This window comes from Pseudothioclava nitratireducens (assembly GCF_029210495.1).
Taxonomy (GTDB): domain Bacteria; phylum Pseudomonadota; class Alphaproteobacteria; order Rhodobacterales; family Rhodobacteraceae; genus Pseudothioclava; species Pseudothioclava nitratireducens.
On sequence record NZ_JARGDK010000005.1, the window covers coordinates 1 to 23739 of the forward strand.

Here is a 23739-nt window from a genome sequence, read left to right on the forward strand (position 1 = left end):
GATATGCGCTTGCTCGATCATCGAAACGACCAAACCGCCCACATATCTCTTCAGTAAATTATCAATGTCAAAGAGCGTTGGAGACAAAACCAACCAGCGTCGCCACATTACCTAGGGGCGATACCAGCCAATCCCGTTCCAGTTTTTTGTTTGCTTCCAGTGCCTTGCGGCGCTTTCCGCGTCCCGTCGCGGCGTGTTCCGCTTCGGTGAGGGGGTATTTACGGATCGGCGCCGGGGTCCGCAAGAGCCTTTTTGAAAAAACTTTCGGTTTTTTGCCGGGGCACCTCAAAACCCCTTATTTCATTGAATGTTTGCGTCGAACTTTTCTGCGTCAGCCAGCGCTTTTTGCAGGTGCAGAAAGAATCTTTCGCAAATCACCCGATTCAACGAAACGATCTTCGCGCCACGCCCTTGCGTCACCCTCAGGAGCGTGGCCCGAACAGCCTGAATCGCACCCCGAGAAGCGCCAGAACCGCCGCCAGCCAGAGCCAGCCTTCGGTCGAGATCACCTTCATCTGCATCAGATAGTGCACCACACCCAGCAGAACCGCCGGATAGACCAGCCAATGCAGCCGCCGCCAGTTGCGCCCGAGTCGCCGCACCGAGGCGTTGTTCGAGGTCAGCGCCAAAGGCAGCAGCATCGCCAGCGCCGTGATCCCAAAGAGCAGATACGGCCGCTTATAGAGATCCGCGAGCGCCTGCCCCCACAAGAGCCCCATATCGAGCCAGATCCACGCGGTCAGGTGCAGCACTATATAGAGGAACGCCAAAAGGCCGATCGCCCGGCGATAGCGGATCAGGTTGATCCCCGCGAAACGGCGCAGCGGTGTGATCGTCAGCCCGCCCACCAGAAACCACAGACCGATCTTGCCGAGGCGGTGCTCGATCGCCTTGACCGGGTCGACGCCGATGCCGCCGGAGACGACCAGCCAGACGACCCATGCCAGCGGCAACAGGCCGAGCAGGTAGACCGCGCCCGGCGGCAGACGCCTCAGCGCGCCATTCATGCTCGCCACCGCCTGCATCAGTAGTTCTTGCGCAGGTCCATCCCGCTATAAAGCGCGGCGACCTGATCCTCATAACCGTTGAACTTCAGCGTTGGCTCACGCCCCGCGAAGATCCCCGCCCCGACGCGGCGCTCCGTCGCCTGCGACCAGCGCGGGTGATCCACCTCCGGGTTCACATTCGCATAGAACCCGTATTCGCGCGGTTGCAGCGCCTTCCAGGTGGTCACCGGTTCGCGGTCGGTGAGCGTGATCTTGACGATGCTCTTGATTGACTTGAACCCATATTTCCACGGCACCACCAGCCGGATTGGCGCGCCGTTCTGATTGGGCAGCTCTTCGCCATACAGACCGGTCGCCATGATCGTCAGCGGGTGCATCGCCTCATCGAGCCGCAGCCCCTCACGATAGGGCCAGTCGATCCCGCCCGCGCGCTGCCCCGGCATTTCATTCGGACGATAGAGTGTCTCGAAGGCCACGAACTTCGCGCCCGGCTGGACGCCCGCCCGATTGAGCAGGCTCGCCAACTCAAACCCGACCCACGGGATTACCATCGACCACGCCTCGACACAGCGGAAGCGGTAGATGCGCTCCTCCAAGGTCACATTCGCCAGAATGTCCTCGAGTCCATAGCTTCCGGGACGCTCGACCATACCGCCAATCTCGACGGACCATGGATCGGTGGTCAGCTGATGCGCGTGCTTGACCGGATCACCCTTATCCCAGCCGAACTCATAGAAGTTGTTATAAGAGGTAATGTCCTTGAGCGTATTCGGCGCGGCATCGGTCGAATAGGCTGAAGGTTTGGCGGCGATCTTCGCCATGGCCGGTCCTGCCCCGATCCCCAAAGCCGCCGCCGCCCCGGCAATGACCTGCCGGCGGTTCAGAAACTCTGCCTTCGGGGTGACATCGGACCAGTTCAGATCGGTTCCGGGTCTGCGCGCCATCTTGTTCTCCTGATCTCTTGCGTCGGGGTTAGTGTAGGGCCAGCACGGCCCCTGTCCCCTCACATTACGTTTATGACCGCTCCGCTGTTACATCTTAACTTCTGAATGTTTTGGCGTCATGGTGAGCGCGGAGCGGCGTTTCGACGCCGGGGAATCGAAAGGGAGAGCCATGAAGATCACGTTCACCGCCGGTCTCGTCGCCGGAATACTGGGGCTTTCGGGCGCTGCACTGGCACAAGACGCCCATACCTGGACCGTCGAGGACGAATTCGACAACGTCACCTTCGCCGTCGAAAGCGCGATCATGGATGCGGGCCTCGTGGTCGATCACACCAGCCATACCGGCGAGATGCTGGAGCGCACCAAGGCCGATGTCGGCGGCACGATGACGATCTTCACCGCAGCGGACATCTTCTCGTTCTGCTCGGCCAAGGTCTCGCGCGCGGTGATGGAGGCGAACCCCGCCAATGTCCAATACTGCCCTTATACCGTCTTCGTCTATGAGCGCCCCGAAACCCCCGGCCAGATCACCGTTGGCTTCCGCGACTATCCGGCGGGCGAGATGGATATGGTCGAGGACATGCTCTCGGGCATCGTCACCGAGGCCCTCGGGATCGAGTGAGTTTCGACACGCTATATATAAGACAGACGCAGGCCGCCCCCGGGGCGGCCTTTGCATATCCGCTTAGTCGGTTTCCCCGGACAACGCCTGTGCCCGGCGCGCCTCCAACTGGCTGAGCCGCACATGGCGCAACGCCTCGACCAGAAGCGCGGTCAGGAGCCCGATATTCAACAGCCCGTTCGCCGCAGCCATCCCCCCAAGGATACGCCACTCATGGGTGAGCAGGATATCCCCGTAGCCAAGCGTCGTATAAGAGACGAGCGCGAAATAGACCGCCGCTTCCATGGTGATGAAGATCCCCAGAACGCGAAAACAGATCGCCCAGAGCCAGACCCCCGCCGTCACCATCAACAGCGCCCAAAGCGCGGTCAGCAGCACGACCAGCATTAGCTTGGGGCGGTGCGGCTCGCGCATGAGCCAGTTATGGCTGCGCGAGAACAACGACTCCATCGACCAGGCGCTGAGCCCGGCGAAGATCACCGTCGCCACCATCATGATGGACCCGATCGCGATTTGCAGGATCATGCGCGCCTCCCTTGCCATCAGCGCTAGCCCGCGCGCGGGCCTCCGGTCAAGCGCCGCGATGCCGCGCCACCCCCGCCCCTAGACAGCGCGCCCGCCCTGCCCTATCTCCATGCAATCATGGCCAAGCAACACGACCCCAATTCCAAGCTGATCGCCGAGAACCGGCAGGCACGCTATCACTACGCCATCGAGGACACCCTCGAAGCGGGGGTCATGCTCATGGGCTCCGAGGTGAAATCGCTGCGCACCGGCCAGTCGAACATCGCCGAGAGCTACGCCTCGATCGAGAATGGCGAGCTGTGGCTGATCAACGCCTATATCGCGCCCTATATGCAGGCCGGTCATTTCGGCCATGAAGAGCGCCGCCACCGCAAGCTTCTGGTCTCCAAACGCGAGTTGTCGCGGCTCTGGAACGCGGTCGGGCGCGAGGGCATGACCATCGTGCCGTTGAAGATGTATTTCAACGACAAGGGCCGGGTGAAACTCCTGATCGGGCTCGCCAAGGGCAAGAAGCTCGCCGACAAGCGCGCGACCGAAGCCAAGCGCGACTGGGATCGTCAGAAGCAACGACTGCTGAAACAGAGTTTTTAGCCTGTCTGACAAGGGATTCCCCCCATCCACCCTTGCGTCCTGCGCGCCCTTGAGTCTAAGGACAGACCGATCAGGATAAGGGGTGCGATGACCATGGATGATCCGAAAACCCTCGTTTCGACGGACTGGCTCGAAGCGCATCTGAAAGACCCGGACCTGCGGATCCTCGACGGGTCGTGGTTCCTACCCGCGATGGAGCGGGACCCGAAGGGCGATTACGCCAAAGCGCATATCCCCGGCGCGCGCTTTTTCGATATCGACGAAATCTCGGACAACCGCTCGGAGCTGCCGCATATGGCGCCCCCGGTCGAGAAATTCATGTCGCGGATGCGCGCGATGGGTGTGGGCGACGGCCACCAGGTCGTGGTCTACGATCAGGCGGGCATTTTCTCGGCGCCGCGCGTCTGGTGGACCTTCCGCCTGATGGGCAAAACCGACATCGCCGTGCTCGACGGTGGTCTGCCGAAATGGATGGCCGAGGGCCGCGCGGTCGAGGACATGCCGCCGATGCCGCGCGACCGTCACATGACCGTCCAGCGTCAGGCCCATCTGGTCAAGGACGTGACGCAGGTCGCCCATGCCTCCAAGCTGGGCGATCAGGAAATCCTCGACGCCCGCCCGCGTGGCCGCTTCATCGGTCAGGATGACGAGCCCCGCCCCGGCCTGCGCAAAGGCCATATTCCGGGCTCCAAGAATATCCCGTGGGACACGCTGCTCAACGCAGACGCCACGATGAAACCCCCCGAGGACCTGCGCGCACTCTTCGAAGCGGCCAAGGTCGATCTCTCGAAAGCCGCGATCTGCACCTGCGGGTCGGGCGTTTCGGCTGCGATGATCGCCCTCGCGCTCGAACGGATCGGCCATAACAGCCACTCCGTCTATGACGGCGCATGGGCCGAATGGGGCATGTTCAACGACCTTCGGGTCGCAACCGGAGAAGCATGATGCTGAACAATCTGAAACCGCAGGCACCGGACAAGATCCTTGCCCTGATGGGCGAGTTCCGCGCCGACGAGCGCGCGAACAAGGTCGATCTGGGCGTGGGTGTCTATAAGGATGCCGAAGGCCGCACCCCGATCATGCGCGCCATCCATGACGCCGAAAAGCAGATGTGGGATCAGGAAACGACCAAGACCTATGCGGGTCTCGCCGGTCAGCCGGAATTCCACGCGGCGATGGCCGAGATGGTGCTGGGCGCGGGCTATCCCGCCGACCGCCTGTCCTGCCTCTCGACCGTGGGCGGCACCGGCGCGTGCCGCATGGGCTTTGAGCTGGCCCGTATGGCCAATGAGGATGTCACGATCTGGGTGTCGGACCCGACCTGGCCGAACCACCTCTCGATCCTGAACTTCATGGGTCAGGCCTACAAACTCTATCGCTACTTCGATAACGCGACCCGCTCGGTCGATTTCGACGCGATGATGTCCGACCTCGACTCCGTGAAAGCGGGCGACGTGGTGCTGCTGCATGGCTGCTGCCACAACCCGACCGGCGCGAACCTGACGATCGAGCAATGGGGCGCGGTGGCGGACCTGCTCGAAGCCAAGGGCGCGATCCCGATGATCGACCTCGCCTATCAGGGCTTTGGCGACGGGCTCGAGGAAGACGCGGCGGGCACCCGCCTGATCGCCTCGCGCCTTCCCGAGGTTCTGATCGCGGCGTCCTGCTCCAAGAACTTCGGCATCTACCGTGAGCGCACGGGCTGCCTCATGGTGCTGGGCGATGCGGCCACCCAATCGGTGACGCAGGGCACGCTGGCCTATCTCAACCGCCAGACCTACTCCTTCCCGCCCTATCACGGGCAGGCGCTCGTCACCCGCGTGCTCACCGACAAGGCGCTGCGCGCCGACTGGGAAGCCGAACTCGAAGACGTGCGCAACGGCATGCTGCGGCTGCGTAAGATGCTGGCGGACGAGCTGCGCAAGCTGTCGAACTCGGATCGCTTCGATTTCGTCGCCGAGCACCGCGGCATGTTCTCGCGCATCGGCGCAACCCCCGAGCAGGTCGAAGCGATGAAACAGAACAACGCGATCTACATGGTCGGGGACTCGCGCATGAACATCGCGGGCCTGAACGACAAGACGATCCCGCTTCTGGCGCAGGCAATCATCGACGCGGGCGTCTGATCGCCGCGCAGAAATAATGAAACGGCGGCCTGCGGGCCGCCTTTTCTTTGGACCGGATCGAATGACCCAGCACAAAGCAAAAGGCCCGGTCGAAACCGGGCCTTTCGTTTGTCACTCAGATCAGGATCAGACCTTGAACTCCGGGTAGGCTTCCATGCCCAGCTCGGCCTTGTCGAGACCCATCATCTCGTCTTCTTCCGGCGCGCGGATACCCATCACGGCCTTCAGGATGAACCAGACGATCAGCGAGACCGTGAAGGTGAAGGCCCCGACGATGACGATCGAGATGATCTGGCCGCCGAAGGTCGCATCCGAGTTGGTCAGCGGAACCGCAAGCGTGCCCCAGATACCGCAGATCAGGTGGACCGGGATCGCACCGACAACGTCGTCGATCTTCATCTTGTCGAGCATCGGGATCGCAAAGACCACGATCACACCGCCCAGCGCACCGATCAGGGTCGCGGCGCCGATCGAGGGGGTCAGTGGCTCTGCGGTGATCGACACGAGGCCCGCCAGCGCACCGTTGAGCACCATCGTCAGGTCGGGCTTCTTGTAGAGCACTTGCGTCATCAGCATCGCTGCAATCGCACCCCCAGCCGCAGCCGCATTGGTGTTGACGAAGATGCGCGAGATATCCGCCGCGTCACCGATCGAGCCCATCGCAAGCTGCGAGGCACCGTTGAAGCCGAACCAGCCGAGCCACAGGATAAAGGTCCCCAGCGTCGCGAGCGTCAGGTTCGAACCCGGCATCGGGTGGACACGGCCATCCTTGTATTTGCCCAGACGCGGGCCGAGGACCAGCACACCGGCCAGAGCCGCCCAGCCACCGGTCGAGTGCACGACCGTCGAGCCTGCGAAGTCGAGGAAGCCGAACTGGCTGTCGAGGAAGCCACCGCCCCATTTCCACGAGCCGACGATCGGGTAGATGATCGCGGTCAGGACGATGGTGAAGATCAGGAACGGCCAGAGCTTGATGCGCTCGGCCAGCGTGCCCGAAACGATCGACGCGGTGGTGGCGCAGAACATCACCTGGAAGAAGAAGTCCGAGCCGGTCGAGGCGTAGGAATAGTCATCCACCGCATCAGCGCCAACACCCACCGCTTCCAGCACGGCCACCGCGAAGGCGCCGAGATAGCCGCCGGTCTCATCCGAGCCGATCGACCAGCTGCCCAGCGGATACATCAGGTTGTAGCCGATCAGGTAATACATGGTGCAGGCGATCGAGAACAGCATGACGTTCTTCAAAAGCTGCATGGTGACGTTCTTGGAGCGCACGAGACCCGCCTCGAGCATGGCGAATCCAGCCGCCATCCAGAACACCAGGAAGCCGCCGATCAGAAACAGCAGCGTGTTGAGGATCCAGACCGTATCGGTCGGGACCATGGCCGGTGCGGCCGCTTCAGCCGGGGCGTCCTGCGCCAGAACCGGCAGGGCAGCAACGGCGAGCGCCACGGCAAGACCCGAAATTTTTGCAAGGTTTTTCATATCCACTCTTCCCTGTTCGCGTCTCAGAGCGCGTCGTCGTTCGTCTCGCCAGTGCGCACGCGCACGGCTTGGTTCACGTCCAGAACAAAGATTTTGCCGTCGCCGATCTTGTCGGTCTTGGCGGTCTTGAGGATCGTATCGACGACCTCATCGGCGAGAGCGTCGGCCACGACGATCTCGAGTTTCACTTTCGGCACGAAGTTCACGGCATATTCCGCACCGCGATAGATTTCGGTGTGGCCGGATTGCGCGCCGAAGCCCTTGATCTCGGTCACCATCATGCCGCGAACGCCCATGGAGGTGAGTGCTTCGCGCACCTCCTCGAGCTTGAACGGCTTGATTGCTGCAATGATGAGTTTCACCTGTCATCCCTTCCTTGAGTTTGCACCCCGGTGGTCCCGGGGGAACGCACCGCACGCCGTCAGCAACGCTCTTTCGCAGATGCAGCACAAGGAAACGGCAGGGGGTGACGAGGCTCTGCGCCGGACAAACTGCACAAAAATTATACAAAATGGGCGATGTGATTAAAAATTAGCCAGAAGGAAAACCGAATCGTGATCCGAACCGGCTCCACAAGGCGCGCCCCCCGGTGTAAGTTGGCGGTCAAAACGAACACGAGGCATCGGACAGAGTCATGGCGGGATCAGGCGGGCGGCGTGGGCCGCTGGTGGCAGATAAGCGGTATTCCAAGGCCCCGGCGAAACCCAAGGCCAAGCCCGCCGCCAAACGCACCACCTCCAAGGCGCGCAAGCCCCGACCGCCCCGGCGCTTCGGCCCCATTCTCGGCCCGATCATAGCGCTTCTGGGGTTTGTGTGGCGGATCGTCTGGGGTGTCGGCTGGCGCTTTGCCGCGATCATCGGTCTGATCGTCGGGATTGCGACCTTCTATTTCTACTCGACCCTGCCCGAGGTGACGGCGCTGCTTGATGGCCGCTTCCGGGGCTCGGTGACGCTGCTGGACCGGGAGAACAAGGTCTTCGCCTGGCGCGGGGAAACCTTCGGCGGGCAGATCACCGCAAAGAATGTCTCACCCCACCTGAAAAACGCCGTCATCGCCGCCGAGGACAAGCGTTTCTACCGCCATTTCGGCGTAAGCCCGCGCGGCATCGCCTCGGCGGTGCGCATCAATCTCGCCGCCGGGCGCGGTCCGTTCTCGGGCAATGGCGGCTCTACCCTCACGCAGCAGGTGGCCAAGCTCCTCTGCCTTGGCGTCGAATACGATCCCCAACGCTGGAAGACCGAGGCCGATTACGAGAACGACTGCCGCTCCGGCGGGGTGAAGCGCAAGATCAAGGAAGTGCCCTATGCGCTGGCGATGGAGTTCAAATATTCCAAGGACGACATCCTGACGATCTACCTCAACCGCGCCTATCTCGGGGCGGGCGCGCGCGGCTTCGAGGCCGCCGCCCAGCGCTATTTCGGCATCTCCGCCGCCAATGTGAACCCGGCGCAGGCGGCGATGCTGGCCGGGCTCCTGCCCGCGCCGTCCTATTACGCGCCGACCAACAACCTCCAGCGCAGTCAGGATCGCGCCGACACCGTCATCAAGCTGATGAACGAGCAAGGCTTCCTGACCGACGCCGAACGCGAGACCGCGTGGGCCAACCCCGCCGTTCTCTCCGAGGCCGCGCAGAAACGTGCGGGCGGTTATTTCGCCGACTGGGTGATGGGTGCCGCGCCCGACTTCCTGACGACCGAGACCACCGAGGATGTCATCATTCACACCACCCTCGATCAGCGCATTCAGGCCGCCGCGGAAGAGGCGATGCAGACGGTCTTTGAAACCAAGGTGAAGGCTGGCTCCGAGGCTGAGGCCGCGATTGTCGTGATGTCCGCCGATGGCGCGGTGCGCGCGATGGTGGGCGGGCGTGCGACCAAGGTCACGGGCGCATTCAACCATGCCACGATGGCGCGCCGTCAGACGGGCTCCACCTTCAAACCCTTCGTCTATGCCGCGGCACTCGACATGGGCTTCACCCCCGATTCCATCGTCGAGGATGCGCCCCTCACGATCAAGGTGCCCGGCTCGGGCAACTGGTCACCCAAGAACTACACCCGCGAATATCGCGGCCCGATCACCCTGACCGAGGCCCTGACCCATTCCGTCAACACTGCAACCGTGCGCATCTCGGAATCGGTCGGGCGGGCCGCCGTGAAGAAAGTGGCCGAGGATTTCGGCTTTGCGTCCGACCTCGCCGATGGCCCCGCAGTCGCGCTCGGGGTCTCTGAATCAACCCTGATCGAGATGACCGGCGCCTATGCGGGCATCCTGAACGGCGGCTCCTCGGTGCGCCCCTATGGCCTGACCGAATTGCGGCTCAAGGGCGATAGCGAGCCACTCTTTGGCACGCCGGGCGGTCTGGGCGAGCGGGTGATCTCGGAGAAAGCCGCGCGCGAGCTGGTCTATATGATGCATTCCGTGGTCGAGAACGGGTCGGGTCGGCGCGCGAAGCTTCCCGACCGGCAAGTCGCGGGCAAGACCGGCACCACCCAGGAGGCGCGCGACGCATGGTTCATCGGGTTTACCGCTGATTACGTCACCGGCATCTGGATGGGCTATGACGATAACCGCCCGCTCTCCGGCGTGACCGGCGGCGGCCTGCCCGCCGACATCTGGCGTGAAACGATGCTGCGCGTCGAAAAGGGCCTGCCCGCGACGCCGCTGCCGATGGCGGAGCCTTCGGAATGGCGCCCCAAATCCGCGCCGCAATGGCAGGGCGAAACCTGGTCCTCCGAGGCGCAGCCGCTTGGTCCGGGCAATACGAAAACCGACTGGTCCCAACCTGCCGATCAGCAACCCCGCCGGGTCGAGCGCGAACCTGCGCCGCCGCCCGCGCAAGAGCCCGATCTTGCGGAGCGTATCCTGCTCGAAGTGCTGGGCACGATCATCGGTAACTGACAAAGGGCAGGCCAGGCGCCTGCCCTTTTCAATCCAGCCTGCGACCTTTTCAGCCCGCCTTCTTCAGATCCTCGATCATCGCATTGAGATCACCCCGGCGCCGGTCCAGCATCGCGCCGATCTCGGTCCGCTCGGACGCAAGCATGTTGACGCCTTCGATCACCAGATTGAAGAACCGGTCCTGCCCGGACTTGTCCGACACATGCCACAGCACCTCGAACGGGGCCTGCCCCCGGAAGATCGCAGTCGATTTGACTTCGTAGAAGGTCTTGACCGGACGCGCGCCCACCACTTCAAACCGCGCCCCGATGAACTCGCGGAAGCGCTTGCCGTATTTGCGCGCCAGATAGCCCTGAAACGCCTTGGTAAAGGCCGACATCTGCGCCGAACTGGCCGAGCGCGCCGCCACACCCAGCGCCGAGCGCGCGATGATCGGCACATCGCCATATTTCACGAAAATCCGCTCGAAATCGGCATAAAGCGCCGAGCCGCTCTTGCCCGAGGCAATCGCCTTGTTCACGTCATCGACCGTGCGCGTGATCAGTGCCCGCGCCTGCGTGTCGTTCAGTGCCAGCACTGGCGCGGGAACAAACGCCCCGGCCGTCGCGGCAGCGCCCAGCGCAATCATCCGGCGCCGGTCGATCTTCGCATCATTCGCCATACGGGTCCTCATAGGGGTCAAAAACGGTTTCATCGCTCGCCGCCGCGCCCGAAAGCTTGTGGCGGCGGTTTTGCAGGTAAAGCAGACGGCTTTGCGCATAGCTGTCGGCACTGTCATGCAGCACCGAATCGACCGTCGCGCCATAGCGCTTGCGATCGACCGAGCGCGCGCCCAGCCGGAAGGCCCGCGCCACCCACAGGTCATTGCCACTCAAGACATGGCCGACCGGGTCGATCAGCACATCGACGATCTTGCCGACCGTGTCGCGCTCCGTCGAGGGGCCGATGAGCGGCAGCTCCATATAGGCGCCCTCGCGCACGCCCCAGACATGCAGCGTCTCGCCGAAATCGGTGGTCTCTTCGGGCAGGTTGAACCAATACCCCGCCGGGTCGAAGAGGCCGCCCACGCCGAGCGTCGTGTTGATCGCAAAACGCAGCGTGTTCTTCACCGCCGGCTCCGGACGCCCTTGCAGGACAGAGTTCACGACCATCCGCGGCAGCCCGAGGTTATGCCCGACATTGGCCACCCCCTGCCCGATCGGGCCGGGCTGTTTCGCCTCACCCCGAAAGGCGGCGGCATCGACGGCCTTGTTGATCTCATGGGTCTCGCGGTTCTCCGCCTCGTAGGGGTCATAGACAGACCCCGGCGCAGGGCGCGGCGCTTCGCAGGCGGCCAGAACGGAAACGGCCATGACGCAGGCGGCAAGCGGCCCGGCTGTATTGCGAAACGTCGACATATTTCCCCCTTCAGACCCGAATTGCGCCCAGCTCTGCCGTGACATCGCCACAGATTTCCGGCACAACGCCTTTGTTTTACAGATATGCCACCCCTTCCGGGGTGACAAGGTCGCCAGATCGTCGCGGAGGGTCGCAAGGCCGGAAGGGCGATCTTAACCGGCGGCCATTAAGAGTAACGGCCAGAAGGCCGGAAGGAGTGGGGGCCAATGCGGCAACCGGAACTGCAAAGAGGCGCGGCGGAACTCGGCGCCGCAAGCAAGGAACGGCGCGGGCTGTTCCTCGCCGTGGGGCTGTTCTCGGCCTTCGTGAACCTGCTGATGCTGACCGGGCCGCTGTTCATGCTTCAGGTCTATGACCGGGTGCTGTCGGCCCGTGCGGTCGAAACGCTGACCGCGCTGTTCGGCCTCGTGGTGTTCCTGTTCCTGATGATGGGCGTGCTCGATGCGGTGCGCGCGCGGGTCGTGGCGCGAATCGGCGCGGGCTTTCAGGCGCGGATGGAGGGGCGCGTGTTCGACGCGGTGCTGCGGCGCAACGCGCTCGCCCCCAACGATCCGCTGGCACAGGCGGGTCTGCGCGACCTCGACTCGGTGCAAAAGCTGCTGGCCTCGCCGACCTTCCTGTCGATATTCGATCTGCCCTTCGCGCCGCTGTTCCTCGCTGCCGTTTTCGTCTTTCACCCGTGGCTCGGGCTTCTGGCCCTGCTGGGCGGGGCGGTGCTGATCGGGGTGACCTTCCTCAACCAGCGCCTCACCGCGACACCCCTTAAACGCGCCACGGGCGCACAGCTTTCCGCAGACCGGATGGGCGATCAGCTCCGCGATGAGGCCGAACTGATTTCGGCCCTCGGCATGCGCGGGGCGAGCTTCGCGCGCTGGCGCAAGGCGCGGGGCCAAGCCCTTGGCGCGGCGCTCAGCGCAGCCGATCTCGGCGGCGGCTTCACCGCCTTTTCGCGCACCTTCCGGCTGTTCCTGCAATCGGCCATGCTCGCGCTTGGCGCGTGGCTGGTGCTGCGCGGGGAACTGACGCCCGGCGCGATGATCGCCGCTTCGATCCTGATGGGCCGTGCCCTTGCCCCCGTCGAGCAGATCGTCTCCGGCTGGCCGCTGATCGCGCGCGCCCGCGAGGGGTGGCGCAGGCTCGCCGCCCTCCTCGGCACGACGCTGCCCGAACCCGCCCGCACCGCGCTCCCCCGCCCCAAGGCCATCCTTGAGGCGAACCAGCTTTCCGTCATCCCGCCCGGCCAGAAAAACGCCACGCTGCGCATGGTCAGCTTTGCACTCAACCCCGGTCAGGCCATGGGCGTGATCGGTCCTTCGGGTGCTGGTAAATCGACGCTCGCCCGCGCGATTTGCGGCACATGGCCCGCGGCGGCGGGCTCAATCCGCCTGGATGGCGCGACGCTGGATCAGTACGACCCCGACCTGCGCGGCCAACTCATCGGCTACCTGCCGCAGAACGTGACGCTCTTCGATGGCACCATCGCCGAGAATATCGCCCGCCTCAGCGCCACGCCCGACGACGCCCAGATCGTCGAGGCCGCGAAACGGGCAGCCGCGCATCAGATGATTCTCGATCTGCCCGAAGGCTACGACACCCGTGTGAGCCAAACCGGCGCGCGCCTGTCGGGCGGACAGGTCCAGCGCATCGGGCTGGCCCGCGCGCTCTATGGCGCCCCGGTGATCCTCGTCCTCGACGAGCCGAACGCCAATCTCGACAATGAGGGCTCGGTCGCGCTCAACACCGCCATCCGCGCCATGAAAGCCGCGGGCGGCGCCGTGATGATCATGGCCCACCGCCCCGCCGCGATTGCCGAATGCGATACGCTCATGGTGCTCGATAACGGCATGCGCCGCGCCTATGGCCCGCGCGACGAGGTGCTCAAGGCCACCGTCTCCAACGCGGGCGACATCCGCCGCTCCGCCCATCCCGGAGGCGTGTCATGACCCCTCAGAACGATAACGCCGCACCCTCCGCCCGCCGCGCCCTCATCGTCGGCTTTATGGCGCTCGCACTCCTGATCGGCGGCTTCGGCCTCTGGGCCGGGTTCAGCACCATCGCCGGGGCCGTCGTCGCCTCGGGTCAGGTCGAGGTCGATCAGAACCGCCAGATCGTGCAGCATCCCGATGGCGGGGTCATTGCCGAAATCGCCGTCAAGGATGGCGATCCCGTCGCCGCCGGTGACCTGCTGATCCGGCTCGACGGCGAATTGCTGCGCTCCGAACGCGCCATCGTCGAAAGCCAGTTTTTCGAACTGCTCGCCCGCCGTGGCCGCCTCGAAGCCGAGCGCGCCGATGCGTCCGATATCACCTTCCCCACCGAACTCACCGCCGCCGCCGAGACTGACCCGACCGTCGCGCCCCTCATGGCGGGCCAGCGCGACCTCTTCGACGCGCGCCGCGCCACCGTCGAGAAAACGCTCGAACAACTCGCCCAGCGCCGCGATCAGACCATCAGCCAGATCTCCGGCATCGACGCGCAACTGGCGGCCCTTTCGACCCAGCAAACGCTGATCGCACAGGAACTCACCGACCAGCGCAGCCTGTTCGAGCGTGGCCTTGCCCAAGCCAGCCGCGTCCTCGCCCTTGAACGCGAGGCCGCCTCGCTCGCGGGCCAGCTCGGCGAGTTGACAGCCCAGCGCGCCCAGCAAGAGGGCCGCTTGACCGAGATCGGCATCGAAGAGCTTCGCCTCGCCTCACAGCGCCGCGAAGAGGCCGAAAGCGAGCTGCGCAATATTGGCTACCGAGAGTTGGAGCTGGCCGAGCGGCGGCGCGCCCTCTCGGGCCAGATCGAGCGCCTTGACCTTCGCGCACCCGTGTCGGGTATCGTCCACGCCATGGCCGTGACCACACCCCGCGCCGTTCTGCGCGCCGCCGAGCCGGTGCTTTACCTGATCCCGCAGGACCGCCCGCTGGTGATCTCGGCCCGCGTCGCCACCATCAATATCGACGAGGTGGCGATCGGCCAGCCGGTCACGCTCCGCTTCGCGGCCTTCTCCGCGCGCACCACCCCCGAGCTGTTCGGGCAGGTCAGCCGCATCTCCGCCGACGCCCTCGTGGATGAGGCCACCCGCGCGCCCTATTACCGCGTCGAAGTCGTCCTCGATCCGGGTGAAACCGACAAACTCGGCGGGCTCGTTCTGGTCCCCGGCATGCCCGCAGAGGTCTATCTGCGCACCGCCGACCGCAGCCCGATGGCGTATCTCCTCAAGCCCTTCACCGACTACTTCAACCGTGCCTTCCGGGAGAGCTGATCACAGCCGATCCAAGAGCGCCCGCGTCGGCCACGCATCCGCAGGCAGGCCCAGCCGCTTCTGCTCGGCCTGCACCGCGGCGCGGGTTTTCTCGCCCAGAATGCCGTCGATCTTGCCGACATCGTGTCCCCGCCGCGCGAGCTTCTTCTGAAGCGCCTGCATCTGCGTGCCGCTGAAGGCCGGGTCCGGATTGCCCCGGTCGAAGCGCGGCGCCCCCTCCAGCCGGGTCGCGAAATAGGCTGCGCTGGTGACGTAGACGAAGCTCTTGTTCCACTCAAAAAGCACGCGGAAATTCGGGTAGACCATGAAAGCCGGTCCCTTGCGCCCCATCGGCAGCAGCACCGAGCCTTGCCCGCCCGCCAGTTGCCCATTGCGCGCACGCACCCCCATCTTGGCCCATTGGCTGGTCGACAGGCTGGTGTTCAGCCCGGTCTTCGACCAGTCCAGCCCCTCGGGCACGATGATTTCCTGCATCCACGGCTCACCGGGCCGCCAGCCCAAGCCGCGAAGCATCTTTGCCCCCGACATCAGCGCATCCGCCGAGGAGCCGCGCAGATCGACATGGCCGTCGCCGTCGCCGTCCACCCCGTTGCGCAGGATATCCTCGGGCAGCATCTGCACCTGCCCGATCTCGCCCGCCCAGGCACCACGATTGCGCGGCGGGTCGAAATCGCCCCGCTTGTAAAGCTTGGCCGCCGCGATCACCTGCGGGCGGAACAGCTCGGGCCTGCGGCAATCATGCGCGAGCGTCACAAGCGCGTCGCGCGTGTTGAAATCGCCCTGAAACGCGCCGAAATCGGTCTCCAGCCCCCAAAAGGCCAGCAGCACCCCCCGCGACACCCCGTAATCGCGCTCGGCACGGGCGAGCGTATCGCGCATCGCCTTGCCCTTCGCCGCGCCCGTGCTGAGCCGATTCTGGCTTATGACGCGACCCGCGAATTCGTCGAAGGGCTTTTGGAACACGCCCTGCGCCCGGTCAGCCTTGAGCACCTTGCCGTCCTGCCGCACGCCCTTGAAGAATGCGTCGGCCTGCGCCGCCGAGAGGCCCGCACTGCGCTGGACCTCGGTCTTGAGGCCGCGCACGAAGCCACCGAAATCGCCCCCGCATTGCTGCGCGGCTGCAAGGCCCGGCAGGGTGGCGGTCAGGGTCAGGGCGTAGAGAAAATGGCGCATGGCAAACCTCATGAAAAACTGTCCCGACGGTAGCCCGCGCCGCGCCGTGCGGCAACTGTCCACACGCGCTCAAACTGCCGACTTTGCAAATGCAGCATAAGTTTTACAAATAGTTAGCTTGATTTTTACCTTCTTTGGCGCAGGATGACCTTCAAGGAAATCGGCAGACCCAAGGGGGAATCATGGAGTTTCTGCCCAAAGACATTCTGGATGCTCTGCGTGATGCAGAAGGGGAGAAGGCCGCGCGCCGGACCCGTCTGCGCGTGCAATACCGTGACGCGAACTGGCCTGTGCTGCGGCGCTGGCGCGATGGCTTTGCGCTCGACGCGGCGCAGGTGACCCATCTGCGCGGGCTCGTCGACCTTTATGAAGGCGGGCGGCACATCGCTTCGGCGCTGATCGTCGCCTCCGAGATCGAGGGGGGCGAGCTGATCTGCACGCTCAAGCGCGAAACCCGCGTGAGCGACCGCGCGCCTCTGGATTTCGTGCGCTCGGACACCGCACCGGTCGGCTATCTGCCCAGCGCCTGAGGCCCCTGCGGGGCCGATGCCTCCGGCGGGGATATTTGCAGCAGACTGACGATCAGGGCCGAATCTCGACTTCGGCCCCGATAGGCGTGGCCGCGAAAAGTTCCTCGATCTCGGCATTGGCCAGCGCGATGCAGCCCGCCGTCCAGTCATGGGGCAAGGTGATCGCGCCGGGCATCTCATTTGGCTGGCCGTGGAAGAAGATATCCCCGCCCGGACTGACCCCAAGCTGCGCCGCGCGTGAGCGATCCTCGGCCTGCGGATAGTCGATCCCGAGCGAGAGGTGATAGGCCGATTGCGCATTGCGCCGGTCGATCCGGAACCTGCCCTCGGGCGTCTTGCCATCGCCTTGCTGCACCTTGTCGCCCTCGGGCGCAAAGCCAAGGCGGATGCGATAGACGCGCTTCACCTCATCACCCACATAGACGCTCATCCGGCGCGCAGTTTTCTCAACAAGAATGCGACTGACCGGCCCGACAAGCGGTTCGGTCTGCGCGGGCGGCACCTCCAGATCTGGCAGCCGCCCTATCTCGGGCGCGCGCTGCATGACCCAGATCGCGCCCGCCAGCGCGATCAGCATCAGCCCGAAAAGCCGCCGCTTGCGCATCGTCTATTGCAGATCGCCAAACGCGGCTTGCAGCCGCGCGACGGCCTCTTCGACCCGCGCGCGCGGCGTCGCAATGTTGAACCGCAGGAAGCTCTCGCCGCCCAGACCAAAGCTCGGCCCGTGATTGGCCGCGATTTTCGCCCCCTGCTCGACCCGCTCGGTGAACTCCTCCCGCGTCATCCCGGTGCCCGCGAAATCGACCCATGCCAGATAGGTCGCTTCCAGCGGCATCGAGCGCAGCCCCGGTATCGCGTTCACGCCCGCGTCGAAAATCTGCCGGTTCCCGTCCAGATAGGCGTTGAGCGCGTCGATCCAGGCCGCGCCCTCGGGACTGTAAGCGGCCGTCGCCATCGCAATCCCGAAGGAATTGGGCGAGATTCCCAGCGCGGCCATCCGGGCGGCAAATTTCGCCCGCAGGTCCGGGTCCGCAATAATGACATTTCCCGAATGCGTGCCCGCGATGTTGAAGCTCTTGGTCGTGGCGGTCAGCATCGCCACGGGCTGCTCCGGGCAGACCGTCGGGAAAGCGTGGTGGCGCTGCCCCGGCATCACCAGATCGTGGTGGATCTCATCCGAGATCAGCACCAGCCCGTGCCGTTGGCAGAACGCCGCGACCGCGCGCAACTCGTCCTCGCTCCAGACCCGCCCGCCCGGATTATGCGGCGAGCACAGGATCAGCATCTTCGCCGTCCCGTCCATCTGCGCATCCCACGCCTCGAAATCCATCTCGTAGCGCCCGTCCACAAGCGCCAGCGGGCATTCCACGACCTGCCGCCCCGCCGCGCGGATCACCCGTGCAAAGGCGTGATAGACCGGGGTCATCAGCACCACCCCATCCCCCGGCGCGGTGAAGGCGTCCACGCACAGCGCCGTCCCGTTCACCAACCCATGTGTCGTGAAAATCCACTCGGGCGCGACCTCCCAGCCGTGCCGCTCGCGCATCCACCAGGCAATCGCCGCACGATAGGGGCCCTCGTCGCCCCAATAGCCATAGACGCCGTGCCGGGTCATCCCCTCGAGAGCCTGTTGCACGCAGGCGGGCGGCCGGAAATCCATATCCGCCACCCACATTGCGATCCCCTCATCCGGAGAGACCCCGTAAATCTCTTCCATGCAGTCCCATTTCACCGAATGGGTGCGGTGGCGGTCAATCATCTCGTCGAAATCGGGCGCGTGCGTCATCGGGCATCCTGTCAGTTATGGCTGCGGTCATCTGAGCACCCGCGCCCCGCGCTTTCAACCGCGCAATTGTGCGCCGAACAATCAGGCGCGCGCGCCCGCGCCCATTGCGCGAACTCGCCCGATCCCCTACATCAGCGCCATGACCATTCGACCAATCCTGATCCATCCCGACCCGCGTCTGAAAAAGCTCTGCGACCCCGTGCCCGAAATCACGGATGAAATCCGCAAGCTGGCCGACGACATGCTCGCGACGATGTATGACGCGCCGGGCGTGGGCCTTGCTGCGCCGCAGGTCGGCGTGCTCAAGCGTGTTTTCGTGATGGATTGCGTCAAGGAAGAGGGCGCGCAGCCCGACCCGATGGTTCTCATCAATCCCGAGATCACCTGGACCTCCGAAGAGACCAATGTCTACGAAGAGGGGTGCCTCTCGATCCCCGAGCAATATGCCGAGGTGACCCGCCCGAAAGAGGTCCGCATGGCGTGGCTCGGCCTCGACGGCCAGCGCCACGAAGAGCAGTTCGACGCGCTCTGGGCAACCTGCGCACAGCACGAACTCGACCACCTCAACGGCAAGCTTTTCATCGACTATCTCGGCCCGATGAAGCGCAAAATGATCACCCGCAAGATGGAAAAGCTCAAACGCGAGCGTGCGCGCGAAGGTCTCGTCTGATGACCGTGCGCCCCTTCATCCCCTTCGACGATCGCCGCCTGCATCGCCCCGCCGATCCGGTGCCGGAGGTCAATGAGACCGTGCGGATGATCTGGGACGACATGATCGACACGATGGAGGCGATGCCGGGCGTCGGCCTCGCCGCGCCGCAGATCGGGATCGAGATGCGCCTTGCCGTGGTCGATGCCTCCGAGAAGCGCGGGCAGGCGGTGCGCATGGCCAATCCCGAGGTGCTGCACGCCTCGGTCCAGATGCGCCAGCACGATGAGGCCTCGCCCAACCTTCCCGGCGTCTGGGCGCCGATCTCGCGCCCCCGGGCGGTCACCGTGCGTTTCCTTAACGAGCAAAACGAAATCGAGGACCGTGATTTCGTCGGCCTCTGGGCGACCAGCGTCCAGCACCAGATCGACCATCTGAACGGCAAGACCTATGTCGATCACCTCTCGCCGCTGCGCCGCAAGATGCTGATCCAGAAATCCAAGAAGCTGGAGAAACGCTGATGCGCGTGATCTTTATGGGCACCCCGGATTTCTCGGTCCCGGTTCTCGACGCGCTCACCCGCGAGCATGAGGTCGCCGCCGTCTACTCGCAGCCGCCCCGCCCCGCCGGTCGCGGCAAGAAAGACCGCCCGACGCCCGTGCATGCGCGCGCGATGGAGCTTGGCCTGCCGATCCACACGCCCCTCAACTTCAAGGATCAGCGCGAGCGCGACGCCTTCAAGGCCCATGGCGCGGATGTCGCCGTGGTCGTCGCCTACGGGCTGATCCTGCCGCAAGAGGTGCTTGACGCGCCTGAACGCGGCTGCCTCAATATCCACGCTTCGCTCTTGCCGCGCTGGCGTGGCGCCGCGCCGATCCACCGCGCTATCATGGCGGGCGACGCGGAAACCGGCATCTGCATCATGCAGATGGAGGCCGGGCTCGACACAGGCCCCGTGCTGCTGCGCGAGGCCACCCCGATCGGCGCCACCGAAACGACCGGCGACCTCCATGACCGCCTGTCGGAAATGGGCGCGCGACTGATCCTCGATGCGCTGAAAGACCTCGACAAGCTCACCCCCGAGCCCCAGCCCGAGGACGGCACCACCTACGCCCAAAAGATCGACAAGGCCGAGGCGCGGATCGACTGGACCCGCCCCGCCGCCGACCTCATCCGCCAGATCAACGGCCTCTCGCCCTTCCCGGGCGCATGGTGCATGGCGGGCGACGAACGGCTCAAACTCCTGCGTGCCGCCCCCGCCCAAGGCGCTGGCCAGCCCGGCGAAACGCTCGGCGGTTTCACCATCGCCTGCGGCACCGGCGCGCTCGATGTCCTCACCGCCCAGCGCGAGGGCAAACGCCCGATGCAGGCCGAGGATATCCTCAAGGGCCTGACCCTGCCGCCCCATCTCTCCTGAACTTCATCAAATCCAAAATACTCCGGGGGTGAATTCGCGCCCCGCGAAAAGGGGCAGCGCCCCCTCCGCCCTTTCCAAGGCGTGTAACCGCAGGCATAGTTGCCCAAACCGGAGCAAACCCATGTCAGTGATCCCCCTCCTCCTTATCGGCATCGCCGCGGGTTTCCTCGCGACGCGGATCATGCGCGTCGAAACCGACATCCCCACCACCATCGCCATCGGCACGCTGGGCGCGATCATCGGCGGGCTCACACTTCGCGCCCTCATCACCGTGACGGGCTGGCTCGCCGGGCTCGTCGGCGCGGTGCTCGGCGCGATGCTTCTCATCTGGCTCTGGCGCCAATACGGCCCCAAACGATAGGTCCCTCCCATGTTCGGTACGATTTTCGGCTTCGCTGGCCTCGCCACCACCCGCCTTGCACTCTTCGCCTTTTCGATTGGCCTCTGGCTTCTGACCCGCCCGGGCGGCTGGGCCGTTCTGGCCGTTCTCGCCCTTGTCGGCGTCAAGCTGATACCCCAGACTTCGCCCTGAAATTTGCGCGGCCCCGCCGCAATCCCCATTTAAAGACGACCTCACAGAACGGAGCGCTCCGCAATGATCACAGACCTTCTGGGCGGCAATGCCATCCTGCTCGCCATCGCCGGCTTCATCATCCTGTCGATCTTCCTCGGCGTGCGGATCGTCCCGCAATCCGAGAAACACGTGGTCGAGCGCTTCGGGCGGCTGCGTGCGGTGCTGGGGCCGGGGATCAACTTCATCGTGCCCTTCCTCGATCGGGTGCCGCATAAAATCTCAATCCTCGAACGCCAGTTGCCCAACGCTATGCAGGATGCGATCACCGCCGATAACGTGCTGGTCAAAGTCGAAACCTCGGTCTTTTACCGCATCACCGAGCCGGAAAAGACGGTCTACCGCATCCGCGACGTGGACGCCGCCATCGCCACCACCGTGGCCGGGATCGTGCGCTCCGAAATCGGCATGATGGAACTCGACGAGGTGCAATCGAACCGCGCGCAGCTCATCTCCAAGGTCCGCGAGCAGGTCGCCGCCATGGTCGATGACTGGGGGATCGAGGTCACCCGCGCCGAAATTCTCGACGTCAATCTCGACGAGGCCACCCGCGCCGCCATGCTCCAGCAGCTCAACGCCGAACGGGCACGCCGCGCCCAGGTGACCGAGGCCGAGGGCAAGAAACGCGCCGTCGAATTGCAGGCCGACGCCGATCTCTACGCCGCTGAGCAAGAGGCCAAGGCCAAGCGCGTCCTCGCCGAAGCCGAGGCCTATTCGACCCAGGTCATCGCCGAGGCCATCGCCAAGAACGGGCTTGAAGCCGCGCAATATCAGATCGCGGTGAAACAGGTCGAGGCGCTCTCGGATGTCGCCAAGGGTGAAGGCAAGCAGACCGTGCTTCTTCCGGCGGCCGCGCTCGAAGCGTTCTCGGATGCGTTCTACATGCTGCGGGGGATGGGCAAATGATGCTCTGGCAGGAAGCGTGGGTTTGGGTGACCGCGGGCGTGATCCTCGGCGCGCTGGAAATGCTGGCGCCCGGTTTCGTGCTGCTCGGCTTCGCGGCGGGCGCGATCCTCGTGGGTCTTCTGATCTGGCTGGGCGTGCTGGGCGCGTCGCTGCCGTGGATGATCCTGACGCTCGCCGTGGCCGCGCTCGTGGTCTGGTTTGCGATGCGCAAGATCGCCGGCGTGCGCGAGGGGCAGACCAAGATCTGGGACCGCGACATCAACGAGAACTGAGGCGCGGGCAGCAGGTTTCCGCCCATGCCCGCGCGGGCATTGGAACCGGGCGCGCGGCGTGGCGGTTGAGGGGGCAATCCACCTTCAACGGAGAGCACCATGTCCTATCAAGACCCGCAACCGCGCAACTCGAACACGATCTTCTTCATCCTCGGCGCGATCGTCGTCGCCCTTGGCGTCGTATTCTGGCTGATCTCGGATGATACTGTGTTGGTCGAGGAAACCCCCGCTGCCGCCCCCGATGTGACCATCACCAACGAGGCCCCCGCCGTGGTCGATGTCGCCCCCGCGCCTGACGCAGGTGGTGAGACCAGCGGTGACGCGGCTGGCGAAACGGGTGGCGAGACCGCGCCCGCGACCAACCAGTAAGCGCTCTGGCATAAAGAAGAACGGCGGCCCCCGGGCCGCCGTTTCGTATCAGATGTTCTGGATCTCGCGCAGGATCGCCTGCGCCGCAGCGCGCGGGTCGTCGGCCTGCCAGATCGGGCGCCCGACCACGAGGTGATCCGCCCCTGCCTGCAATGCCGAAGCGGGCGTCTCGACCCGCTTCTGATCGCCCAGCGCCGCACCAGCGGGGCGCACGCCCGGCGTCACGATCAGCTTGCCCTCGGCTTCGGGCAGCGCCCGGATCATCGCCGCCTCACGCGGGCTGGCGATGACGCCATCGGCGCCCGCGTCAAAGGCACGCCCCGCACGCTCCGTCACCAGATCGGCGATCTCGCCCTCGCGGATCAGCGCGCCATCGAGGTCCGCCCGGTCGAGCGAGGTCAGGATCGTCACCGCGAGGATTTTCAGGTCCTTGCCCGCCGCGCCCTCTTTGGCGGCTTTCACCACATAGGGGTCGCCATGCACGGTCAGGAAATCCAGATCGTATTGCGCAATCCCGCGCACGGCCTTTTCGACCGTCGCGCCGATATCGAAGAACTTCATGTCGAGGAAGATGCGCTTGCCCTGCTCGGCCTTCAGCTCATTGGCCAGCGCCAGACCGCCGCCCGTCAGCATCCCCAGCCCGATCTTGTAGAAGGACACACTGTCACCCAGCGCCTCGGCCAGTTTCAGCCCCTCAAGCGCGTTGGGGACATCCATCGCCACGATCAGGCGGTCATCGGCGGGCAGGTTTGCTTCGGTCATCGGGCGGCTCCATTCGGTTTGCCACCAGATGCGCGCCCCGCGCGCGCAGGTCAAGCGCCGTGCCGCATTGGGGCGCAAAAACCGACCCCTCGGGGCGCCTCAGATCCCGCCGATCCCCCTGCGCTGCGCCTCTCGCAAGAGGCTACGCGTCAGCGCGCCATGGGAAATCCCCTCTGGCGCCTCCAAGGTGACGGGCACGCGCATCGGTTCGGGCAGGCCGGGGGCGAAGAATTCCACCACCCCCTCGAACCGGCGACGGGCGGCATTGTAGAACAGACGGGCGATACGTTGCGCAAAGGCTTGATGCATGGAACGACCTTTCGTGACGGCTCCATTCTCAACGCATTTGGTTGAGATTTGGTTTCCATCATCGCAGCCCGCACCCCCTTGAACGTCCCCCCTCAGCGCCCCATCTCTAGTCCAAGACCCGGCCCAGCCACATGCCTGAACAGGGTGC

At 64.8% G+C, this 23739-nt stretch carries 28 protein-coding genes; 16 read left to right on the forward strand and 12 right to left on the reverse strand.

Features of this window, described 5'->3' with window-relative positions:
* Positions 1–422 precede the first annotated feature (422 nt).
* Complete coding sequence (gene msrQ, locus P0X85_RS07080; protein ID WP_275810732.1) at positions 423–1025, reverse strand: protein-methionine-sulfoxide reductase heme-binding subunit MsrQ; 603 nt, start codon at positions 1023–1025, stop codon at positions 423–425.
* Positions 1025–1951, reverse strand: a complete 927-nt coding sequence (gene msrP, locus P0X85_RS07085; RefSeq protein WP_275810736.1) for a protein-methionine-sulfoxide reductase catalytic subunit MsrP — start codon at positions 1949–1951, stop codon at positions 1025–1027. Before msrP ends, msrQ begins: the two co-directional genes overlap by 1 nt.
* Before the next feature lie 169 nt (positions 1952–2120).
* On the opposite strand from msrP, the gene P0X85_RS07090 reads away from it, so the two are divergent.
* Positions 2121–2573 (forward strand): DUF302 domain-containing protein, encoded by a 453-nt coding sequence (locus P0X85_RS07090; protein ID WP_275810739.1) that lies wholly within the window; start codon positions 2121–2123, stop codon positions 2571–2573.
* Positions 2574–2636: 63 nt separating this feature from the next.
* On the opposite strand, the gene P0X85_RS07095 is transcribed toward P0X85_RS07090, so the two are convergent.
* A complete protein-coding gene (locus tag P0X85_RS07095) occupies positions 2637–3098 on the reverse strand; it encodes an ion channel (RefSeq protein WP_275810742.1) in 462 nt (153 codons plus the stop codon).
* 117 nt (positions 3099–3215) lie between these two features.
* Between P0X85_RS07095 and smpB the strand changes: the two genes are divergently transcribed.
* From smpB to P0X85_RS07110, 3 genes are all read left to right on the forward strand, one after another.
* Positions 3216–3689: an SsrA-binding protein SmpB gene (gene smpB / locus P0X85_RS07100; RefSeq protein ID WP_275810745.1), complete on the forward strand. Its 474-nt coding sequence runs from the start codon at positions 3216–3218 to the stop codon at positions 3687–3689.
* A gap of 87 nt (positions 3690–3776) precedes the next feature.
* Positions 3777–4634, forward strand: coding sequence for a 3-mercaptopyruvate sulfurtransferase (gene sseA / locus P0X85_RS07105; protein WP_275810748.1), 858 nt, complete (start codon positions 3777–3779; stop codon positions 4632–4634).
* Complete coding sequence (locus P0X85_RS07110; RefSeq protein ID WP_275810751.1) at positions 4634–5815, forward strand: amino acid aminotransferase; 1182 nt, start codon at positions 4634–4636, stop codon at positions 5813–5815. Before sseA ends, P0X85_RS07110 begins: the two co-directional genes overlap by 1 nt.
* Before the next feature lie 126 nt (positions 5816–5941).
* Here the strand turns inward: P0X85_RS07110 and P0X85_RS07115 are convergent, their stop codons facing one another.
* Both P0X85_RS07115 and P0X85_RS07120 read right to left on the reverse strand, forming a co-directional pair.
* Complete coding sequence (locus P0X85_RS07115; RefSeq protein WP_275810755.1) at positions 5942–7300, reverse strand: ammonium transporter; 1359 nt, start codon at positions 7298–7300, stop codon at positions 5942–5944.
* A 23-nt stretch (positions 7301–7323) separates the two neighbouring features.
* Entirely contained in the window at positions 7324–7662 is a 339-nt protein-coding gene (locus tag P0X85_RS07120) for a P-II family nitrogen regulator (RefSeq protein ID WP_275810758.1), read from the reverse strand.
* A 272-nt stretch (positions 7663–7934) separates the two neighbouring features.
* On the opposite strand from P0X85_RS07120, the gene P0X85_RS07125 reads away from it, so the two are divergent.
* Positions 7935–10199: a transglycosylase domain-containing protein gene (locus P0X85_RS07125; RefSeq protein ID WP_275810761.1), complete on the forward strand. Its 2265-nt coding sequence runs from the start codon at positions 7935–7937 to the stop codon at positions 10197–10199.
* Positions 10200–10248: 49 nt separating this feature from the next.
* Here P0X85_RS07125 and P0X85_RS07130 read toward each other — a convergent pair whose 3' ends face one another.
* The gene (locus tag P0X85_RS07130) at positions 10249–10860 is read right to left on the reverse strand and encodes an MlaC/ttg2D family ABC transporter substrate-binding protein (RefSeq protein WP_275810763.1); all 612 of its coding nucleotides are present in this window, start codon (positions 10858–10860) and stop codon (positions 10249–10251) included.
* Positions 10850–11596, reverse strand: coding sequence for an MlaA family lipoprotein (locus tag P0X85_RS07135; protein WP_275810766.1), 747 nt, complete (start codon positions 11594–11596; stop codon positions 10850–10852). The genes P0X85_RS07130 and P0X85_RS07135 overlap by 11 nt, the downstream gene beginning before the upstream one ends.
* Before the next feature lie 207 nt (positions 11597–11803).
* Here P0X85_RS07135 and P0X85_RS07140 point away from each other — a divergent pair, with 207 nt between their 5' ends.
* Positions 11804–13540 carry a type I secretion system permease/ATPase gene (locus tag P0X85_RS07140; RefSeq protein ID WP_275810769.1) on the forward strand — a complete coding sequence of 579 codons (1737 nt, stop codon included), beginning with the start codon at positions 11804–11806 and terminating at the stop codon, positions 13538–13540.
* Positions 13537–14847 (forward strand): HlyD family type I secretion periplasmic adaptor subunit, encoded by a 1311-nt coding sequence (locus P0X85_RS07145; RefSeq protein ID WP_275810771.1) that lies wholly within the window; start codon positions 13537–13539, stop codon positions 14845–14847. Before P0X85_RS07140 ends, P0X85_RS07145 begins: the two co-directional genes overlap by 4 nt.
* Here P0X85_RS07145 and P0X85_RS07150 read toward each other — a convergent pair whose 3' ends face one another.
* Positions 14848–16020 (reverse strand): lytic murein transglycosylase, encoded by a 1173-nt coding sequence (locus P0X85_RS07150; protein WP_275810774.1) that lies wholly within the window; start codon positions 16018–16020, stop codon positions 14848–14850. It abuts the gene before it with no gap.
* Positions 16021–16202: 182 nt separating this feature from the next.
* Here P0X85_RS07150 and P0X85_RS07155 point away from each other — a divergent pair, with 182 nt between their 5' ends.
* Complete coding sequence (locus tag P0X85_RS07155; RefSeq protein WP_275810777.1) at positions 16203–16550, forward strand: hypothetical protein; 348 nt, start codon at positions 16203–16205, stop codon at positions 16548–16550.
* A 52-nt stretch (positions 16551–16602) separates the two neighbouring features.
* Here P0X85_RS07155 and P0X85_RS07160 read toward each other — a convergent pair whose 3' ends face one another.
* Together P0X85_RS07160 and P0X85_RS07165 are read right to left on the reverse strand one after the other, a co-directional pair.
* Positions 16603–17154, reverse strand: a complete 552-nt coding sequence (locus P0X85_RS07160) for a L,D-transpeptidase family protein (RefSeq protein WP_275810780.1) — start codon at positions 17152–17154, stop codon at positions 16603–16605.
* A 3-nt stretch (positions 17155–17157) separates the two neighbouring features.
* Positions 17158–18336, reverse strand: a complete 1179-nt coding sequence (locus tag P0X85_RS07165) for a MalY/PatB family protein (protein WP_275810783.1) — start codon at positions 18334–18336, stop codon at positions 17158–17160.
* Positions 18337–18475: 139 nt separating this feature from the next.
* Between P0X85_RS07165 and def (P0X85_RS07170) the strand changes: the two genes are divergently transcribed.
* The 8 genes from def (P0X85_RS07170) (at position 18476) to P0X85_RS07205 (ending at position 22520) form a co-directional block, all read left to right on the forward strand.
* Positions 18476–19006, forward strand: coding sequence for a peptide deformylase (def, locus tag P0X85_RS07170; protein ID WP_275810786.1), 531 nt, complete (start codon positions 18476–18478; stop codon positions 19004–19006).
* The gene (def, locus tag P0X85_RS07175) at positions 19006–19506 is read left to right on the forward strand and encodes a peptide deformylase (RefSeq protein ID WP_275810789.1); all 501 of its coding nucleotides are present in this window, start codon (positions 19006–19008) and stop codon (positions 19504–19506) included. Before def (P0X85_RS07170) ends, def (P0X85_RS07175) begins: the two co-directional genes overlap by 1 nt.
* Positions 19506–20402 carry a methionyl-tRNA formyltransferase gene (fmt, locus tag P0X85_RS07180; RefSeq protein ID WP_275810793.1) on the forward strand — a complete coding sequence of 299 codons (897 nt, stop codon included), beginning with the start codon at positions 19506–19508 and terminating at the stop codon, positions 20400–20402. The genes def (P0X85_RS07175) and fmt overlap by 1 nt, the downstream gene beginning before the upstream one ends.
* Before the next feature lie 121 nt (positions 20403–20523).
* Positions 20524–20763: a GlsB/YeaQ/YmgE family stress response membrane protein gene (locus P0X85_RS07185; protein ID WP_275810796.1), complete on the forward strand. Its 240-nt coding sequence runs from the start codon at positions 20524–20526 to the stop codon at positions 20761–20763.
* Positions 20764–20772: 9 nt separating this feature from the next.
* On the forward strand, positions 20773–20934 hold the full coding sequence (locus P0X85_RS07190) for a hypothetical protein (RefSeq protein ID WP_275810800.1): 162 nt from the start codon (positions 20773–20775) through the stop codon (positions 20932–20934).
* A 63-nt stretch (positions 20935–20997) separates the two neighbouring features.
* A complete protein-coding gene (locus P0X85_RS07195) occupies positions 20998–21879 on the forward strand; it encodes an SPFH domain-containing protein (RefSeq protein ID WP_275810804.1) in 882 nt (293 codons plus the stop codon).
* Entirely contained in the window at positions 21876–22151 is a 276-nt protein-coding gene (locus tag P0X85_RS07200) for an NfeD family protein (RefSeq protein ID WP_338030518.1), read from the forward strand. Before P0X85_RS07195 ends, P0X85_RS07200 begins: the two co-directional genes overlap by 4 nt.
* Before the next feature lie 99 nt (positions 22152–22250).
* Positions 22251–22520: a hypothetical protein gene (locus P0X85_RS07205; protein ID WP_275810807.1), complete on the forward strand. Its 270-nt coding sequence runs from the start codon at positions 22251–22253 to the stop codon at positions 22518–22520.
* Positions 22521–22568: 48 nt separating this feature from the next.
* Here the strand turns inward: P0X85_RS07205 and pyrF are convergent, their stop codons facing one another.
* Positions 22569–23282 (reverse strand): orotidine-5'-phosphate decarboxylase, encoded by a 714-nt coding sequence (gene pyrF / locus P0X85_RS07210; protein ID WP_275810811.1) that lies wholly within the window; start codon positions 23280–23282, stop codon positions 22569–22571.
* Between the two features lie 99 nt (positions 23283–23381).
* On the reverse strand, positions 23382–23591 hold the full coding sequence (locus P0X85_RS07215) for a hypothetical protein (protein ID WP_275810814.1): 210 nt from the start codon (positions 23589–23591) through the stop codon (positions 23382–23384).
* Positions 23592–23739: the final 148 nt, after the last annotated feature.

What these genes read in the sequence shown, in the direction of transcription:
- msrQ (WP_275810732.1), bottom strand. Translation starts at nt 1,025, where the DNA reads ATGCAGGCGGTGGCGAGCATGAATGGCGCGCTGAGGCGTCTGCCGCCG.
- msrP (WP_275810736.1), bottom strand. Translation starts at nt 1,951, where the DNA reads ATGGCGCGCAGACCCGGAACCGATCTGAACTGGTCCGATGTCACCCCG.
- P0X85_RS07090 (WP_275810739.1), top strand. Translation starts at nt 2,121, where the DNA reads ATGAAGATCACGTTCACCGCCGGTCTCGTCGCCGGAATACTGGGGCTT.
- P0X85_RS07095 (WP_275810742.1), bottom strand. Translation starts at nt 3,098, where the DNA reads ATGATCCTGCAAATCGCGATCGGGTCCATCATGATGGTGGCGACGGTG.
- smpB (WP_275810745.1), top strand. Translation starts at nt 3,216, where the DNA reads ATGGCCAAGCAACACGACCCCAATTCCAAGCTGATCGCCGAGAACCGG.
- sseA (WP_275810748.1), top strand. Translation starts at nt 3,777, where the DNA reads ATGACCATGGATGATCCGAAAACCCTCGTTTCGACGGACTGGCTCGAA.
- P0X85_RS07110 (WP_275810751.1), top strand. Translation starts at nt 4,634, where the DNA reads ATGCTGAACAATCTGAAACCGCAGGCACCGGACAAGATCCTTGCCCTG.
- P0X85_RS07115 (WP_275810755.1), bottom strand. Translation starts at nt 7,300, where the DNA reads ATGAAAAACCTTGCAAAAATTTCGGGTCTTGCCGTGGCGCTCGCCGTT.
- P0X85_RS07125 (WP_275810761.1), top strand. Translation starts at nt 7,935, where the DNA reads ATGGCGGGATCAGGCGGGCGGCGTGGGCCGCTGGTGGCAGATAAGCGG.
- P0X85_RS07130 (WP_275810763.1), bottom strand. Translation starts at nt 10,860, where the DNA reads ATGGCGAATGATGCGAAGATCGACCGGCGCCGGATGATTGCGCTGGGC.
- P0X85_RS07135 (WP_275810766.1), bottom strand. Translation starts at nt 11,596, where the DNA reads ATGTCGACGTTTCGCAATACAGCCGGGCCGCTTGCCGCCTGCGTCATG.
- P0X85_RS07140 (WP_275810769.1), top strand. Translation starts at nt 11,804, where the DNA reads ATGCGGCAACCGGAACTGCAAAGAGGCGCGGCGGAACTCGGCGCCGCA.
- P0X85_RS07145 (WP_275810771.1), top strand. Translation starts at nt 13,537, where the DNA reads ATGACCCCTCAGAACGATAACGCCGCACCCTCCGCCCGCCGCGCCCTC.
- P0X85_RS07150 (WP_275810774.1), bottom strand. Translation starts at nt 16,020, where the DNA reads ATGCGCCATTTTCTCTACGCCCTGACCCTGACCGCCACCCTGCCGGGC.
- P0X85_RS07155 (WP_275810777.1), top strand. Translation starts at nt 16,203, where the DNA reads ATGGAGTTTCTGCCCAAAGACATTCTGGATGCTCTGCGTGATGCAGAA.
- P0X85_RS07160 (WP_275810780.1), bottom strand. Translation starts at nt 17,154, where the DNA reads ATGCGCAAGCGGCGGCTTTTCGGGCTGATGCTGATCGCGCTGGCGGGC.
- P0X85_RS07165 (WP_275810783.1), bottom strand. Translation starts at nt 18,336, where the DNA reads ATGACGCACGCGCCCGATTTCGACGAGATGATTGACCGCCACCGCACC.
- def (WP_275810786.1), top strand. Translation starts at nt 18,476, where the DNA reads ATGACCATTCGACCAATCCTGATCCATCCCGACCCGCGTCTGAAAAAG.
- def (WP_275810789.1), top strand. Translation starts at nt 19,006, where the DNA reads ATGACCGTGCGCCCCTTCATCCCCTTCGACGATCGCCGCCTGCATCGC.
- fmt (WP_275810793.1), top strand. Translation starts at nt 19,506, where the DNA reads ATGCGCGTGATCTTTATGGGCACCCCGGATTTCTCGGTCCCGGTTCTC.
- P0X85_RS07185 (WP_275810796.1), top strand. Translation starts at nt 20,524, where the DNA reads ATGTCAGTGATCCCCCTCCTCCTTATCGGCATCGCCGCGGGTTTCCTC.
- P0X85_RS07190 (WP_275810800.1), top strand. Translation starts at nt 20,773, where the DNA reads ATGTTCGGTACGATTTTCGGCTTCGCTGGCCTCGCCACCACCCGCCTT.
- P0X85_RS07195 (WP_275810804.1), top strand. Translation starts at nt 20,998, where the DNA reads ATGATCACAGACCTTCTGGGCGGCAATGCCATCCTGCTCGCCATCGCC.
- P0X85_RS07200 (WP_338030518.1), top strand. Translation starts at nt 21,876, where the DNA reads ATGATGCTCTGGCAGGAAGCGTGGGTTTGGGTGACCGCGGGCGTGATC.
- P0X85_RS07205 (WP_275810807.1), top strand. Translation starts at nt 22,251, where the DNA reads ATGTCCTATCAAGACCCGCAACCGCGCAACTCGAACACGATCTTCTTC.
- pyrF (WP_275810811.1), bottom strand. Translation starts at nt 23,282, where the DNA reads ATGACCGAAGCAAACCTGCCCGCCGATGACCGCCTGATCGTGGCGATG.
- P0X85_RS07215 (WP_275810814.1), bottom strand. Translation starts at nt 23,591, where the DNA reads ATGCATCAAGCCTTTGCGCAACGTATCGCCCGTCTGTTCTACAATGCC.